Below are 16,080 nucleotides of genomic sequence, written 5' to 3'. Positions count from 1 at the left end.
GGCGCTCGGTATGTGGTGCCCGCAACAGCAGGAGATGATATGACAACCCAGAGGAAGGCCCGTGGCGCCTACTCCGTAGGACAGGCGACGCGTGAATCCATCCTCTCGGCAGCGATGGTTCTGATTGCAGAGCGAGGCTATAACGGCTTTTCCCTGCGTGACCTTGGCCGCCGAGTCGGCATTTCGCACCCCGCGGTGGTCTATCACTTCCCTTCGAAGGAAGCCATCCTGCGCAGCGCAATCCAGCGTCACGAGGAAATGAACGCGCTCTTCGACGTCTCCATTAACGAAGAGGCCGAAGGTGGGTTCGACGAGGGTGGTATCACCGCAGGCTCGTTTGTTGACTGGGCGGTCGGGGAAATGCGCTTCGCCATGAAGCCCGGCGCCGATGCGGCCATCGCACTGGACTGTGTCCTGTGGGCTGAGTCCTCCTCTGAGACGCACCCTGCACACGCACACTACAAGTACCGCACCCAGCAGATGGAGGAAGCCCTCACTGCGATGATCCAGACCTTCGTGGACGAGGAAGGCGCCGAGATCGGCACCACTCCTCGCACGCTTGCGAGGATCCTCATCCGCTACTGGTACGGCTCCGTCGTCTCGGCTCGCTACAACGACGAACCGATCGACGCTCGTGAGTTCGTGGCGGACTTCCTTGCTGTGTGTGTGCAGCTCCTGCGCCTGCCTGCGCACTACGTGCTGCAGCTCGGGGCCTCGGTCCCCGAGGAGGTCGCGGAAGTTTACGCACGCACCCTGCGTAAGATCAGCGAAAAGACCACCGCAGCCGCCGAGGCAGGTGCGGCTCCGGCTCCGGAGGCCACCGCGTGATCGGCCCTCTGCCATCCTTTGATGTCGCCCTCGTCCTTCGTGTCGAGGGCGACGTCGTCTATACGTACGGAGACGTCGATCGCGTCTTCCCGCTCGCGTCGGTGACCAAGCCGATCGTCGCGTGGTCGGCGTTGGTCGCGGTCGAACGAGGCCTGATTTCCCTCGATGATCCCGCTGGTCCCGAGGCGGCGACGGTCCGTCACCTGCTCGCCCACGCCTCGGGCCTGCCGTTCGAGGGGCGCCGCCCCGTCGCTGCTCCCGAGAAGCGCCGGATCTACTCGAACGAGGGCTTCGACGTCCTCGGCGAGGTGATTGAGGCCGCGACTGGCGTCGGCATTGCGCAGTGGGTGCGTGAGACGGTCTTTGAGCCGCTCGGCATGGCGAGGGCTGATATTCCCGGTAGCCCCGCCCATGCGGGGATCGCCAGTGCGTCCGACGTCAGCCTCTTCGGCGCTGAGCTTGCGAGTCCAACGCTGGTGGGCGGCCCCTTGGCAGCCCTCGCCGCACTATCGCAGTTTCCCGCGCTCGCAGGCGTTGTGCCCGGCTACGGGCGTTTCAATCCCTGCCCGTGGGGCCTCGGCCTCGAGATTCGCGGTGAGAAGTCGCCGCACTGGACCGCGCCCGACGCCTCCCCGCGCACGATCGGGCACTTCGGCCAGTCCGGCTCCTTCGTGTGGGCGGACCGTGACCTTCGCGCCAGCGCCGCCTTCGTTGGCGCGGAGCCTTTCGGGCAGTGGCATCACGACAACTGGTCGGCCCTCAATTCCGAGCTGCTGCGCCTCGCGCGTGAGCACGCGTAATCGATACGGAACGAGGCCTGGGCACGCGCCCAGGCCTCGACCTGTGTCGGCCGGCCGAGTTCCGGCCTCGTTCGCCTCTCAGTCGACGTCGATGATGACGGGCACGTGGTCGGACGCGCCCTTGCCCTTGCGCTCGTCGCGGTCGATCTGTGCGCCGCTCACACGTGCAGCGAGCGCCGGCGAGCAGTAGGCGAAGTCGATGCGCATGCCCTCGTTCTTGGGGAAGCGCAGCTTCTGGTAGTCCCAGTAGGTGTAGTTCGTGACGCGCTCGCGCGTGACCTCAACCCACCCGTCCGCGGCGAAAGCGGCGAAGGCCTCGCGCTCGGGCGCCGACACGTGCGTGGCTCCCTCGAAGGCGCTCATGTCCCACACGTCCTCGTCCAGGGGAGCGACGTTCCAGTCGCCGACGAGGGCAATCAGGGCGCTCGGGTTGGCGAGCCAGGCGCGGCCCTGCTCGGCGAGGTTCGCGAGCCACTCCAGCTTGTAGGCGTAGTGCGCGTGCGTGAGCTCGCGGCCGTTGGGGACGTACAGGCTCCAGATCGTCATCGACGAGGCCTGCCCGTCCTCGGAGGGAAGGGTGTCGGTCGTGTCGATGGTGACGCCGAGCGCGCGAGCTTCGACCACGGGCGGTTCGCCAAAGGCGGGCTGGGTGGGGAAGTGGTCCTGCACGTCCAGGATTGGCAGACGGGAAGCGACGGCGACGCCGTTCCACTGGTTGAGACCGTGGATGGCGACGTGGTAGCCGGCCTCCTCAAAGGCTTGTGTCGGGAACTGGTCGGGGCGACACTTAATTTCCTGCATGGCGAGTACGTCCGTTCCCGAGCGCTCGAGGAAAGCAATAGCGCGGTCGACGCGCGTGCGGATGGAGTTGACGTTCCAGGTCGCAAATCTCATGGGGTCGAGCCTATCGGCGGGGGAGAGGTGAGGCTGCGTGAAACACGCGTGAAACATGCCTGATCGGTGTGAGTTGTGTGTGAGCTTATTTAGAGTGATAATGATTCTCACCAACAACATAGCTAGAAAAGGCACTCGAATGTCACACCTGCGACGCATCAGCACGGCTGCGCTCGCCCTCTTCCTGGCATTGACCCCCGCCGCCGCGTGGGCCGGTCCCGACCAGGACAAGGAATGGATCGTTACCGGACAGCACGTTGATGCACCCATCCCCGTCTGGCATGACGACACCAACAGCTTCTCTCTGAACACCATCAACATGCCGATGGAGAAGACCGCTCTGTGGATCCCCAAGGCGTGGACCGGCACAGGCGAGAAAGACGAGGCGAAGTCGCAGCTCGTCATCCCGGCCAAGCGTCCCGACCTGGCCTTCCTGGGGACCGAAGGCACCGTCCTGAACGCTGCCCCCCAGAATCCCGGCCCCGGTAATACGCCCATCTGGGCGGGCCTCGGCGCCGGCGAAATTGGAGACACCGACAAGTTCGAGGGCGAGACCTACACGCTCGACCTCATCAGCGTCGACGGCCCGGGTCGCATGGAGATGTTCATTGACAACGGCGACAGCGTGAACCGCTTCCTCTCCAGTCACGACACCGCATACCGCAGCGTCTACAACCCGCGCCACACGCACCTGTACACGACCTTCACGCAGCCGGGTCGCTATGTCGCGAACTACAAGATGACCGCCCGCAGCGCCGACGGCACCGCTATCTACTCCTCGCCGATTACGCCGCTGGTCTGGCAGGTCGGCGGCGCGAACCCCGCCGACGGCACGATCAAGGACATTGAATCCGCGTACAACGCGGCGCGCGCTGAGCGCGCCGACGGCAACGCGGCTACCCCGACGCTCACCGTGTCGCACCACGGCGAGCGCGAGCACCCCGGCGACAACCACCTGACCGACATCACGCTCGACACGGGCGTCGCCACCGACACGGGTCGCGCGTGGATCACCGTCAACGGCTACTTCCTCACCGAGGTTCCCGTTGAAGGTGGCCGAGCGACGGTCTCCGAGCTGCTGGGCGCCGATGCTGCTGCCGTCCAGGCGATCTACATTCCCAGCGACTCCGCCTCGGCTCGCTGGATCTCCCAGACCGTTCAGTACTCCCAGAAGGACACCGAACCCGTCACCGTCGGTGGCACCGACACGATCCTCGGCCCCTCCAACCCGGACCCGGCTCCCGTCTGGAACCCCGACCACCTGCCGATCTCCTCGCGCCGCGTCGAGGTCTCCTACGACCTCATCCCCGGATCGACCGATCAGTACACCGCCACGGTGCGCGCCAACGACCCGACCCTGCGCGCCACCTACAAGATCGAGTTCCTCGAATCCAAGTGGGATTTCAGCCCCTGGTGCTCCATGGAAGGCACCCTGGGCGCGGGCGGCATGGACACGAAGGCCCAGGACCTCGGCGTGTGCCAGACCGACCCCATGTACATGCGCGTCACCCTGCGCCCCCACCCGCTCTCTGACGCGGTCATGACCGTCGCAGAGGCCTCCGACGTCACCGTTGGCGCCCACGTGGGCCTCACCGCGATGCTCAAGATGCGCGATGGTGTCGCCGCCCCCGAGGAACCGGAGCCCGCGCCGAACCCGACGCCCGCGCCTGCTCCCGCCCCCGATAACGGCGGAAACGACCCAACCCCGGACCCGGCCTCGTCCCTGCTGAGCGACCCGGTGGAGATCGCGCGCGGACACCTGGACGTGCGCCTCACCCAGGCGAGCGGCGAGGGCGGACTCACCTACGGCCTGGCCGTCAAGGATGACTCCCTGACCAACGCGCGCACCTCGGTGCTGCGCACCGTCGGCTCCACGACCCTCACGGTCGCACCCAACGCGCGCTTCGTGCGCCCCGCCTCCCTGTCGGATGCGAGCTACGACGTGCTCGGACCGGTGGGCACCGCCACCTACGTGCTGCCCGAGACACAGAACAGCGACATCGTGTGGCCCGGCCTGTCCACCGAGGGCATCGACTACGCGGCCCTGCCCGAGGGCGCGGACCTGACCCTGCACCTCGCGCAGGCCCCCGAAGGCGCGCGCGTCGCATTCTTCCAGGGCGGCACCTTCGGGGCGGGTGCGAAGGTCCACTTCGACTCGTCCAAGGGCGACGGCCTCGTCCACACGACCGAAGCGACGCACATGCACGGCAACTGGGTCTTCAGTGCGCCCGGCACCTACCGCATCGAGGTGGGCGCACGCAGCGGCGAACGCAGCCTCGTCGAGCCTCAGTCCTTCACTGTGATCGTCCGATCCGGACACCGCAATGAGCAGCCCGCGCCGGTCGAGGAAGAGCCCGTTCCGACGCCGTCGCCCGGACCCTCCCCGGTGCCGGAGCCGGTCCCCACCCCGGCACCCGAGCCGACGCCCGCACCCGCGCCAACGACTGACCCGGCTCCCGCACCGAGCGTCGATCCGGCTCCCGCACCGATGCCGACGCCTTTCCCGGCGCCCACAACGGACCCGGCTCCGGCTCCGAGCGTGGACCCTGCTCCGGCTCCCGCGCCGACTGTGGACCCCGCCCCGGCCCCCGCGCCGACGACGGACCCCGCTCCGGCGCCGACTGCGGATCCCGCCCCGGCCCCGACTGCGGACCCCGCTCCGGCCCCGACTGCGGACCCCGCTCCGGCTCCGACTGCGGACCCCGCTCCGGCTCCCGCTCCGTCTGCGGATCCTGCACCGATGCCGCGCCCCTTCCCGGCTCCCGCACCCACTGGCGGCCCGGTTCGAGCGCCCGCAGCGCCCGCGACAAACGCAGGCACCCCGGCCTCGTCCGGCGCGACCCGTTCGCCGGCCTATGCGGCGACCGGCGGTAGCGCGACCGGCGCTCCGGCTGCTCGCAGCAACGGAGCGGCAACTGGAACGACCGGTGCGGCCAGCTCTGCACCCGTGACTGCCCCGAAGGCGGCCCCCGCGGCCACCCCGTCCGCGAGCCCCTCTGCTGCGCCCCAGAGCGGTGCGCAGAGCGGTGAGGTCGCGCAGAGCGGTGGCGTGGCCGCCCCCGAGAACGGGACGGCCGACGCATCGGGCGCCGTGCCGATCGCTGCGGCCGCCGAGAGCGGCCGATCGGGCGGATGGAGCCCCTACTGGCTCGTCCTCCTCGTCATCCCGGCGGCCCTCGCCGGCGGTGGAGCTGGATACCTGATCCGGACCCGATGACACGCCAAGCCGGGGCGGGAGCGCGAAGCGTTCCCGCCCCGGCTTCGTGCTGCGCGCACCATGCGGCGCTAGACTTCCCCCATGGGAACAGCGCTGGTCACCGGAGCAACCTCCGGCATTGGTGAAGAATTCTGTTGGCAACTGGCCGCTGCGGGCCACGACCTGGTGCTCGTCGCGCGCAGCGAAGACGCCCTGCGTGCGCTCGCGGACTCGCTCGCGAACGTCGCCGGCGTGCGCGCCGAGGTGATCGCCGCTGACCTGTCGACCGATGAGGGCTGCGCGCGCGTTGCCGCCCGCCTCGACGTGGGAGGACCCGCAGACCGCGACAAGCCTGACCTGGCTCCCGTGGACCTCCTCGTCAATAACGCAGGCTTCGGACTGGGAACCGAGTTCCTGGACAACAGCCTCGAGAACGAAATCAACGGCCTGAACGTTATGGTCCGCGCTGTCATGACCCTGGCCCACCACGCCGGCATCTCCATGCGCTCGCGCGGACGCGGCGCCATCCTCAACGTTGGCTCTGTCGCCTCGCGCACGGGCGCGGGCACCTACTCCGCCCACAAGGCCTGGGTCGTTGCCTTCACCGAGGGCCTCGCCGCCGAGCTTAAGGGATCGGGAATCACCGCCACAGTCGTGTGCCCCGGCCCCGTCGACACGCCGTTCTTCGAGCGCGCGGGCGTCGACATGCGTGCGACCCCCTCCTGGCTCATGGCCAGCCCGGAACAGGTCGTCACGGAGGCCCTCGACGCCGTGCGTGCGGGTCGCGTTCAGGTCACCCCGACCATCCCCTACAAGGTCGCCATGGGAGCCATGAAGCTGGCCCCGCGCTGGGTGACAGCGCGCGCCATGCGCTCCGTCCCCCACATGTAAGGGCGCGTGCACTGAAACGAGGCCGGGGCCAGGTTCACGCAGAACCCGGCCCCGGCCTCGTCAATGCAAGCTGAATCAGGCCAGGCCGATGTCCTCCAGGCCCAGCGCGTAGAAGTACGGGAAGCCCTCGGCCTCAATGCGCTCCTTCGCGCCCGTTGCGCGGTCCACGATCACTGCGACGGCGACGACGTTCGCGCCGGCCTCGCGCAGCGTGAGTGCGGCCTCCAGCGGGGAGCCGCCGGTCGTCGACGTGTCCTCGAGGACGACGACGTTCTTACCCACGACGTCCGGGCCCTCGATGCGGCGCTTCATGCCGTGATCCTTCGCGGCCTTACGCACGACGAATGCGTCCAGGTCCAGGCCGCGCGACGCGGCGGCGTGCATCATCGCGGTCGCGACGGGGTCAGCGCCCATCGTCAGACCGCCGACGGCCACGTACTCCTCGCCGACCGCGAAGCCGGACTCCTCCAGGAGGTCCAGCATGACGTGGCCGATGAGGGGGGCCGCCTCGTGGTGCAGGGTCGAACGGCGCATATCGACGTAGAAGTCGGACTCGCGGCCCGAGGCCAGGATGACCTTCTCGTGGATGACGGACAGCTCCTGGACGAGGGCAGCCAGGCGCGCCTTGTGGGAATCGTTGGTCATGGGTGTTCCTTCCGGATCGGTGTGGGTCAGTGCGCCGCCTCGACGAGCTCAATGAGATCGCCGATGCCCTCGTGGATACCGAAGGGGCGGAACGGGAAATTGTTGACGTCTTCGCGGGCGGTAGAGCCCGACAGGACGAGGTGGGTGCGCAGGCCGGCCTCGACGCCCGCGCGCACGTCCGTGTCCATGCGGTCGCCGACCATGGCGGCGCTCTCGGAGTGCGCGCCGATCTTGTTCAGGCCAGCGCGGATCATGACGGGGTTCGGCTTGCCCACGAAGTAGGGCTTCTTCCCGGTCGCCGCCGTGATCATCGCCGCGATGGCGCCGCAGGCGGGGAGGGTTCCTTCGTCGGAGGGGCCCGACACGTCAGGGTTGGTCGCGATGAACTTCGCGCCGCCCTCGATGAGGCGGATCGCGTGGGTCAGCGCGTGGAAGTCGTAGGAACGCACCTCGCCGAGCACCACGAACTCGGGATCGATCTCCGTCATGACGTATCCCGCGGTGTGGATCGCGGTGGTCAGGCCGGCCTCGCCGATCACGTACGCGGTTGAGCCGGGCGACTGCTGGTGCAGGAACGCGGCCGTCGCATTCGCGGAGGTCCAGATGTTGTCCTCGGGGATGTCCAGGCCGGAGTTCGCCAGGCGCGCGGACAGGTCGCGGTTCGTGAACACCGAATTGTTCGTGAGGACCAGGAAGGGGATGTTCTTCTCGCGCAGCGCCGAGAGGAACTCGTTCGCGCCAGGAAGCGCCCGATTCTCCTTGACCAGGACGCCGTCCATGTCGGAGAGCCACGCGGTGACGGGAGGCAGATCGGTCAGGGGTGTTGGTTCGTGCGTCAGGGCAGTCATGCCTCCATTCTACGGTGCCGCTAGGGTGGGATCCGTGAACGAGTTCGAAAACGGGTGTGACATCGCGCGTGATGGCGCGTGCGGGAACGACGAGGCCGGGGCCGCGCAGTCCGGGCAGGTCGGGGTCGGTCCGTGGCCGGGTGGGGAGGCCGCCTGGCCGGTCGGCGAGCACTACGACCGGGAGCTCCTGAAGGCGGGGGATCGGCGCAACGTCGAAGACCGCTACCGCTACTGGACGATGGACGCGATCCGCGCGGACATCGCAGCCCGCTCGCTGCCCTTCGAGGTGGCAGTGGAGAATCTCGATCACGACTTCAACATCGGGTCGATTGTGCGAACGGCGAATGCTCTGGGTGCGCGCCGCGTGCATGTCGTGGGGCGCAAGCGGTGGAACCGACGCGGCGCGATGGTCACCGACCGCTACCTGCCGGTGGATCACCGTCCCGAAGTGCGTGAACTCGTTGAGCATTGCTTGAAGGAAGGCTTGGCACTCGTCGGCGTTGACAACGTTGAGGGGTCCGTCGCGCTCGAAGGTGCGGTGCTGCCTGAGCGCGCGTGCCTCGTTTTTGGATCCGAGGCCTCCGGATTGAGCGAGGAGATGATCCGGGCGTGCGACATTGTCGTCGCCATTACTCAGCGCGGTTCGACTCGGTCGATGAACGTTGGTCATGCCGCCGCGATCGTTATGTGGGCGCACGCGTCGCGTCTGGAGGGCGCGCAAAACTAGTGACTTGTGGGCGAAGTGTCAAACTGAAATACACTAATTAACCCGGTTGACCGATATTCTCGCTGGCTAACTCATCTTTTACCGTTTCTATTGTTTTTATCCTCCGATCTTTGATAGCATTTGCAGGCCAAAAAGTAGTCGGAATGGATACGGAGCATCCGTTTTAATTCGGGCTTTGGACAGTTTGCGTGGAAGCAAACCGTTGAACAGGAGAATTAATGCCTCAGTCATCGCCAAGCCATGCGCGGGCGCCGCGGCTCGCGCGCACCCGAGCGAAAGTCGCGCTCATCCTCGCGTCCGTGTGTGCCCTCGTCGCCGCGGTCCTCGTCCCCCTGACCTCCCACCTGAACGCGCAGGCGGCCAGCCAAGTCCCCGGAACGATCCCCTCCCTCGAAGGATGGGCCCCGGCCTCGGGCTCCTGGACTCCTGCCAGCGGACTGCAGATCGTCCGCACTGACTCCGCCGACGCTGCCGGCGTCAGTGCCCTGCTGAGCCGCGCTCTCACCGACGCCGGCATCACCGGCATCACCGAGGGTACCGGCGCAGCCCCCGCCTCCAACGCCGTCTCCCTCACGATCAACGCGTCCCGCACCGACCTCGGTGATGAGGGCTACCAGCTGACCGTCAGCGCAAACGGTGCCCAGGTCGTGGCCGCCACCCGCTCCGGCCTCCTGTGGGGTGCCCGCACCATCGAACAGGCTGTGCGCGCCGGCCAGGGCACCGTGCCCGCCGGTAGCATCACCGACATTCCGCGCTTCGCCGACCGTGGCGCCACCCTGTGCGCCTGCGGCACCCACATCACCCCGGACTGGATCACCCGACAGATCGACCGCATGTCCGACCTGAAGATGAACTACCTGTCCCTCGAGTTGCGCATCAAGTCCGACAAGTACCCCGCCACCACCTCCTTCTCCTACTACACGAAGGATGAAGTCAAGGCGATCGTCGAGCACGGCCGCGAGGTCGGCGTTCGCGTCGTCCCGCTCCTCAACGCCCCCGGCCACACCGGCACCATCCTCGGCAACTTCCCGCAGTACCAGGTTTCCGACGACTCCGGCAAGAAGAGCCCCAACCACCTCAACTTCATCGACCCCGCCGCCCAGCAGTTCTACTTCGACCTCATCGACGAGTACATGGACACCTTCGGCTCCACCGAATGGCACATGGGCGCCGACGAGTTCTTCTTCAAGCAGGGCCCCGGCGAGTTCAAGAAGTACCTCGCACAGATTCGCAGCCACTACGGCGACCAGTCCATGACCTTCGACGCCGCGTTCAATGACTTCATCAACAAGGTCAACGCGCACGTCAAGTCTCGCGGCGGCACGCTGCGCGTGTGGAACGACGGCATCGCCGACATCTCGCGCATCCCGGTCGACAAGGACGTCATCATCGAATACTGGGGCAAGGGCGAATCCAGCAAGAAGGACGCCAACCGCGGCCTGCCCGTCAAGACCCTCGTCGACGCGGGTTACACCGTCGTCAACGCCTCCTCCGCGCTGTACTACTACCGCGACCAGCCTTCCTCCTACGTCATGCAGGTGAAGGGCCTCGAGGGCGTGTACAAGGACAAAGACTGGAACATGAACAAGTTCTACCAGAACGAGGACTACAAGGTTCCCGACGCCTCCATCCGCGGCGGCAAGGTCTCCATCTGGCAGGGTGGCCACGGCAAGGTCACCGACCACGAGGCCGAAGCCTGGGTCACCGAAGGCCTGCGCTACGGCGCCCAGATGTTCTGGAACGCCAAGACCCCCAAGGCCGACGGCAACGTTGAGGCTTTCAAGGCGCGCATCAAGGCCCTGGGTGAGCCCTCCACCTACGTCGACCCCACGCGCGACACCCTCGCCCCCGGCCAGTACACGATTGCGCTGTCCGACGGGCGAGCCCTGAGCGTGTCCGGTACTACCCCGACCGCGGGCACTGCCTCCGATAACTGGGAGCTGGCCGCCACCCCCGACGGCTACTACCAGATCCGCTCGGTCAACGCGAACCGCTGCCTCGCCGTCTACTCCGAGGAAACGCCTAACTCCGAGTCCCACGTGTCGACGACCCCCGGACACCCGGTAACCGCCTACGGGTGCGCCGACACGAGCCAGGAGTTCACCCCCACGTTCCAGGGCGACTACGCGACGCGTAACCCCCAGAAGTGGGTCGCGGAACCCGCCGGCGACGGCTTCCGCCTGCGCAACGCCATGACCAACCAGTACCTGAGCGTCATCGACTCCGGCTACCTGTCGCGTCGCCCCAACGGTGGCGAGAAGACCGCCGAAGGCACCGTCGCGCAGCTGCCGTTCGACGTCACCGTCAACAGCCACTCGGTCTTCACCCTCACCTCCCAGGCCTCCTCGGCCCTCGATGTGAGCATCAAACGCGTCGGTGACGAGGCCTACCCGAAGACCGCCCTGTCCGGCATGGATCGCAACTCCCTGCCCATCATCGGCGACGAGAACTGGGGCGAAACCGTCCTCGAGGTCTCCGTCACCAACAAGGGCACCACGGACGCCACCAAGATCCACCTGACCCCCGCCGTCTCCAACTCCTGGAAGCTCGCCAACGGACCCCAGCCGATCGACCGCCTCGCCCCCGGCGAGACACGCGTCGTGAAGTTCTGGGCACGCCCCACCACCGAGTTCGGTGAAGCGACCTTCACAGTCACCGTCTCGCACTCCGGTGAGAAGACCGTGGCCAGCGAAGGCCTGATCGGCGTGTGCGGCCCGCGCATCGAGGTCGCGGCCGTGGCAGCGGACTCCGTCGAAACACGCTGGGAGCGCGGCAAGGAATCCATGGCCACCGACGGTGACCCCGCGACCTACTGGCACTCCCAGTACATCGACGCCAACAAGGCCAAGCTGCCCGGCACCGACAACGCCCGCAAGTGGCCCCACTGGATCGACCTGAAGATCGGCAACGGCTCCACCGGATACGACGTCTGCGCCGTCACGTACACGCCGCGCGCCGGTAACGGCCCCAAGGCCTCGGGCCGCGCCAAGGACGTCCAGATCTACCTCGCTGGATCGCGCGACGCCCTCAAGGGGCAGGGCGACAACAAGGCCGACGTGAAGGCTCAGGGCAACCCCGTCCTCGCGACGACCCTGGCCAACACCCCCGACACCGTCGACATCCCGGTTGCGGGCAACGGCTCCTACCTCCGGTTCCGCGGCACCTCGGCCCAGGCCGACGTTGCTAAGGACCTGACGGACGTCATGTCCGTCGCCGAACTCGGAGTCCGCATCGGCCGCTCCAACTGACGCATAGCAGTGGGGGAGGGGTTGGAAGAAAACCGTCCAAACGGGACTTCCTTCCCCTCCCCGCTCGTGCAAAATGTGAGAGAATCTATCACGACAAAACTGTCACTCGATTAGGAGGCTCCAAGTGCCTATCGCAACCCCTGAGGTCTACGCAGAGATGCTGAATCGCGCACGGGATGGCAAGTTCGCCTACCCCGCGATCAACGTGACCTCGTCCCAGACCATCACCGCCGCCCTCCAGGGCTTCGCCGAGGCCGAGTCCGACGGTATCCTCCAGGTGTCCGTTGGCGGCGCCGAGTACGGCTCCGGCTCCACCATCAAGAACCGCGTCACCGGCTCGCTGGCCCTCGCTGCCTACGCGACCGAGGTTGCCAAGAACTACGGCATCACCGTGGCTCTGCACACCGACCACTGCGCCAAGCAGAACATCGACTCCTGGGTCCGCCCCCTCCTCGAGATCGAGGCCGGCCAGGTTGCCGAAGGCAAGCTGCCCACCTTCCAGTCCCACATGTGGGACGGTTCCGCCATCGACCTCGATGAGAACCTCGAGATCGCCAAGGAACTGCTCGCCCTGTCCGTCAAGGCCAACACGATCCTCGAGATCGAGGTCGGCGCTGTCGGTGGCGAGGAAGACGGCGTCGTTGGCGAGATCAACGAGAAGCTGTACACCACCACCGCCGACGCCATCAAGACCGTCGAGGCCCTGGGCCTGGGCGAGAACGGCCGCTACCTGACCGCTCTGACCTTCGGCAACGTGCACGGCGCCTACAAGCCCGGCCACGTGAAGCTGCGTCCCGAGCTGCTCGGCACCATCCAGAAGGAGGTCGCTGAGCACTACGGCCTCGACCACCGTCCCTTCGACCTGGTCATGCACGGCGGCTCTGGCTCCACCGCCGAGGAGATCGCCACCGCTGTCGCCAACGGCGTCATCAAGATGAACGTCGACACCGACACGCAGTACGCGTTCACCCGCCCGGTCGTTGACCACATGCTGCGCAACTACGACGGCGTCCTCAAGATCGACGGCGAGGTCGGCATCAAGAAGCAGTACGACCCGCGTACGTGGGGCAAGTCGGCTGAGGCCGGCATGGCCGCCCGCGTTGTCGAGGCCTGCCAGCGCCTGGGCGCTGACGGCACGCAGATGCGCTGAAACAATCGCTGAGAGCTGCCTAGCGGCCTGATGCGTGAGCCGCCCGGCCCCACAGGGGCTGGGCGGCTTCGTGTTGCTTGTGGCCCCACGGGTGTTCCGGGCGCCGGAGGGCCCGGCCGCCCGCGAGGCTAGGCGTCCTCACTTCGTTCGGCGCCGCGCCTCGAAGCCCGCCCGTGCCCTCCGGTCCCTCCGGCGCCCTCCACACCAGTGGGGCTGGGTGTGCTGACGTGTGGCTCGGCGCGTCGTCTCGAAGCCCGGCCAGGCCCCGCAGGCCCCGCGGCGGCCTCCTATCGGTCGGGGCTTATCGCTGTGAGCGGTCAGGCCCTGCCGCCGCCCACGGGTGCCGCAGCCAGGCCCAAGTCTTGTGGCTTGCCTATGGGTCTGCACGACAGGCAGCACGCTCGTCTGAAACCGCCATCGCCTTTGCTTGTGCGTGCATGCGTGGGATTGAAACCGCCACCACCTTTGCGGGCGAGAAACGAGCGTTTTTGGTGCAGTTTCCGGGTGCAAAGGTGTCGTTGGTTTCAATGGTTGCTGTTCGGGGGCGAGCATTGGTGTTGTGGGTTTCAAAGCCCCGCGTCGGAGTGCACTGTACGCGATTTTTTTCGCCCTGCTCGGCCAAGAGTGCGCGCGAACGCGAAAAAGTTCGCCCAGCATGCTCCAAAGAGCCAAAAATCGGCGTCTTATGGCGTGCTGGGCGAGTTTTTTCGCGGAAATGCCGATGGTGGGGGTGTGTCGGGGTGCGGCAGCGGGGCGGGACCCCGTAGGATCCCGCCCCGTATCACGAGCGGTCCGCTTCACAAGCGGTCGCGCCGCGCCCGCGGTGCAGGTGGCTACCGCCCGCGTTGAGCGTGGGCCTCGCTCACTCCTGCGGAGGATTCGGGACGGAGGCGTCGCGCACGCCCTCCGCAACCGCGTCGGAGATCGTCGGGGAGACGACCTTGGCGCCCACGAGCGCCGTGAACATCTGCTGCAGGTCCAGGCCCAACGAATCGCCCAGGCCCGCGTTGATCTGGCTGATCGACTTCGTAATGTCGCCGACCATCTGGGCGTTGTTGCCCTCGCCGTACATCGTGATGGTGTCGACCTTGGAGAGGGGCTCGGCCACGGCGCGTGCCACCTCGGGCAGCGCACGGAAGTACATTTCCAACACGGCCGCCTGGTTCATCTTGGTCATGGCCTCGGCCTTCTTCTCGAGACCCTCGGCCTCGGCCGTCAGCTTCGCAGCGATCGCGGAGGCCTCGGCGCGGCCTCGAGCCTCAATACCCTGCGCCTCGGCGAGCATGGCCTGCTTGTCGGCGTCGGCCTTCTTGGTGCGTTCGAACGCCTCGGCCTCGGCCTGGCGCTGACGCGCGTACAGGGCCGCGTCGGCCTTCTTTTCGGCGGCGTAGCGGTCGGCATCGGCCTTTGCGTTCACCTCGGCCTGCAGGGCCTGCTTGGTGACGACGACTTCCTTCTCCTTGATGACGGCCTGCTGCTCCTGCTTGACGATGTCGGCCTGCGCGGTCTCGCGCTCAATGTCGCGGCGCTGAATCTGGGACTGGATCTCGTAGGCGGCGTCGGCCTTTGCCTTCTCGGTGTCGGCCTCGACCTTCAGAGCGGCCTGGCGCTTGGCGAGGTCCGTCTGCTTCTGGGCGATCTCCAGCTGGGAGGCGACCTGGGCGTCGTTGGCTTCCTTCTGGGCGACGGCGGTCGCCTGCGCGACCTCCTTCTGCGCGTTCGCCTTCGCGATGGCCGCGGTCTTGCGGATCTGCTCCGTGTTGTCGATACCGAGGTTGTCGATGACGCCGTTCTGGTCGGTCACGTTCTGGATGTTGAAGGCGACGATCTCGAGGCCCATCTCCTCCAGGTCCTGCTTCGCGTTCTCCTGGACGCGCTCGGAGAAGGCCGCGCGGTCGGTGATGATGTCGGTCAGTCGCATCTGACCGATAATGGCGCGCAGGTGGCCCTCGAGGGTGTCACGCACCTCCTCGGAGATCTCGGCGGTCGTCTTGTACAGGAAGTTACGCGTCGCCGCGCGGAACAGCGTCGGGTCGTCGGTCGCGATACGGACCTTGACGGCCGCGTCGACGCGCACGTTGATGTAGTCGTTCGTGGGGACGAAGTCCGTGGTCTGCGCGTCGACGGAAATCATCGAGGCGGTCATGGTGTCCACGCGCTCTAGCAGGGGAACTTTCCAGCCCGTCTTGCCGTGCAGGACGCGCTGGCCTCGGGGGCCGGAGATCACCTTAATTTCGCCTGGCGACGCGGAGACGAAGCTTGCCCACAGGAACAGGAGGAAAAAGACAGTGGCAGCGACGGCGATCGCTGCGGTGCTGAGGAGAGGCATGATAGTTGCTTTCACGTGAGGGATGCGGCCCCCTTTTCCGTAGAGCCGCGTAACCGGTCAGGATAGCAACGTATGACGCGGTTCTCAAACGTGTCCGCGTGCGGACCTGAGAGGCTCTCTGCTGGGCTCAGCGATCCTCTCCACGCCTCTTGAAACCGGCTGTTTGTGCGCCGTATGATGGGGCAACTGCGGAATGAGCCGCAGCGAGGACCACCCAATGATGGGCGTTGGATGCTGAAAGAATGGTGTGCGATGGACCCAGGCCTCGTGGACTGTGACGGCCGCGCCCGTTGGAACGCTCACGGACGAGGCCGGGGCGACGGTCACGCCGGATACGTTCATTCGGGTGTTCATGACGATCTGCGAGGCCGATGCGAATACCGTCGTCCAAGCGCAGACTTTCGCGCCTCTGCCGGCGCGCACCGGCTTCACAGCCGTCGAGTGGGGCGGGGCACAGCGACACAAAATCTCGTAACTGACCGCGCGGGCGAGCGAAATAGCGACCCACGCGACACAATGGAACT

The 16,080-nt window shown here is 66.8% G+C and carries 12 protein-coding genes; 8 read left to right on the top strand and 4 right to left on the bottom strand.

The features are described 5' to 3' along the window. The first annotated feature begins 39 nt into the window (after positions 1-39). Positions 40-828, top strand: a complete 789-nt coding sequence (locus tag FBF35_RS09185; RefSeq protein WP_060565841.1) for a TetR/AcrR family transcriptional regulator — start codon at positions 40-42, stop codon at positions 826-828. Continuing rightward, positions 825-1,628, top strand: a complete 804-nt coding sequence (locus FBF35_RS09180; RefSeq protein WP_060565840.1) for a serine hydrolase domain-containing protein — start codon at positions 825-827, stop codon at positions 1,626-1,628. Before FBF35_RS09185 ends, FBF35_RS09180 begins: the two co-directional genes overlap by 4 nt. A 78-nt stretch (positions 1,629-1,706) precedes the next feature. Here the strand turns inward: FBF35_RS09180 and FBF35_RS09175 are convergent, their stop codons facing one another. Beyond that, positions 1,707-2,522, bottom strand: coding sequence for an exodeoxyribonuclease III (locus FBF35_RS09175; protein ID WP_060565839.1), 816 nt, complete (start codon positions 2,520-2,522; stop codon positions 1,707-1,709). A gap of 139 nt (positions 2,523-2,661) precedes the next feature. Between FBF35_RS09175 and FBF35_RS09170 the strand changes: the two genes are divergently transcribed. Together FBF35_RS09170 and FBF35_RS09165 are read left to right on the top strand one after the other, a co-directional pair. After that, positions 2,662-5,739 (top strand): choice-of-anchor M domain-containing protein, encoded by a 3,078-nt coding sequence (locus tag FBF35_RS09170; RefSeq protein ID WP_060565838.1) that lies wholly within the window; start codon positions 2,662-2,664, stop codon positions 5,737-5,739. A gap of 81 nt (positions 5,740-5,820) precedes the next feature. Then, positions 5,821-6,609, top strand: a complete 789-nt coding sequence (locus FBF35_RS09165; RefSeq protein WP_060565837.1) for an SDR family NAD(P)-dependent oxidoreductase — start codon at positions 5,821-5,823, stop codon at positions 6,607-6,609. Positions 6,610-6,684: 75 nt separating this feature from the next. Here FBF35_RS09165 and pyrE read toward each other — a convergent pair whose 3' ends face one another. Together pyrE and FBF35_RS09155 are read right to left on the bottom strand one after the other, a co-directional pair. Further along, the gene (gene pyrE, locus FBF35_RS09160; protein ID WP_060565836.1) at positions 6,685-7,254 is read right to left on the bottom strand and encodes an orotate phosphoribosyltransferase; all 570 of its coding nucleotides are present in this window, start codon (positions 7,252-7,254) and stop codon (positions 6,685-6,687) included. Between the two features lie 26 nt (positions 7,255-7,280). Then, on the bottom strand, positions 7,281-8,102 hold the full coding sequence (locus FBF35_RS09155) for an HAD-IIA family hydrolase (protein ID WP_060565835.1): 822 nt from the start codon (positions 8,100-8,102) through the stop codon (positions 7,281-7,283). On the opposite strand from FBF35_RS09155, the gene FBF35_RS09150 reads away from it, so the two are divergent. The 3 genes from FBF35_RS09150 (at position 8,101) to fbaA (ending at position 13,227) form a co-directional block, all read left to right on the top strand. Then, positions 8,101-8,829: a TrmH family RNA methyltransferase gene (locus FBF35_RS09150; RefSeq protein WP_060565834.1), complete on the top strand. Its 729-nt coding sequence runs from the start codon at positions 8,101-8,103 to the stop codon at positions 8,827-8,829. The two genes, FBF35_RS09155 and FBF35_RS09150, sit on opposite strands and share 2 nt — an antisense overlap. Positions 8,830-9,047: 218 nt before the next feature. Continuing rightward, positions 9,048-12,077 (top strand): family 20 glycosylhydrolase, encoded by a 3,030-nt coding sequence (locus FBF35_RS09145; RefSeq protein ID WP_060565833.1) that lies wholly within the window; start codon positions 9,048-9,050, stop codon positions 12,075-12,077. Positions 12,078-12,201: 124 nt separating this feature from the next. Further along, entirely contained in the window at positions 12,202-13,227 is a 1,026-nt protein-coding gene (gene fbaA / locus FBF35_RS09140) for a class II fructose-bisphosphate aldolase (protein ID WP_060565832.1), read from the top strand. 862 nt (positions 13,228-14,089) lie between these two features. Here the strand turns inward: fbaA and FBF35_RS09130 are convergent. Beyond that, positions 14,090-15,556, bottom strand: coding sequence for a flotillin family protein (locus FBF35_RS09130; RefSeq protein WP_187348948.1), 1,467 nt, complete (start codon positions 15,554-15,556; stop codon positions 14,090-14,092). Positions 15,557-15,803: 247 nt separating this feature from the next. On the opposite strand from FBF35_RS09130, the gene FBF35_RS09125 reads away from it, so the two are divergent. Beyond that, positions 15,804-16,031, top strand: coding sequence for a hypothetical protein (locus FBF35_RS09125; protein WP_060565831.1), 228 nt, complete (start codon positions 15,804-15,806; stop codon positions 16,029-16,031). The last annotated feature ends 49 nt before the right edge of the window (positions 16,032-16,080 follow it).

The organism is Schaalia odontolytica (genome assembly GCF_005696695.1).
GTDB lineage: Bacteria > Actinomycetota > Actinomycetes > Actinomycetales > Actinomycetaceae > Pauljensenia > Pauljensenia odontolytica_C.
The sequence above is the reverse complement of the archived record's forward strand: the minus strand, read 5'-3'. Positions and strand labels throughout refer to the sequence as shown.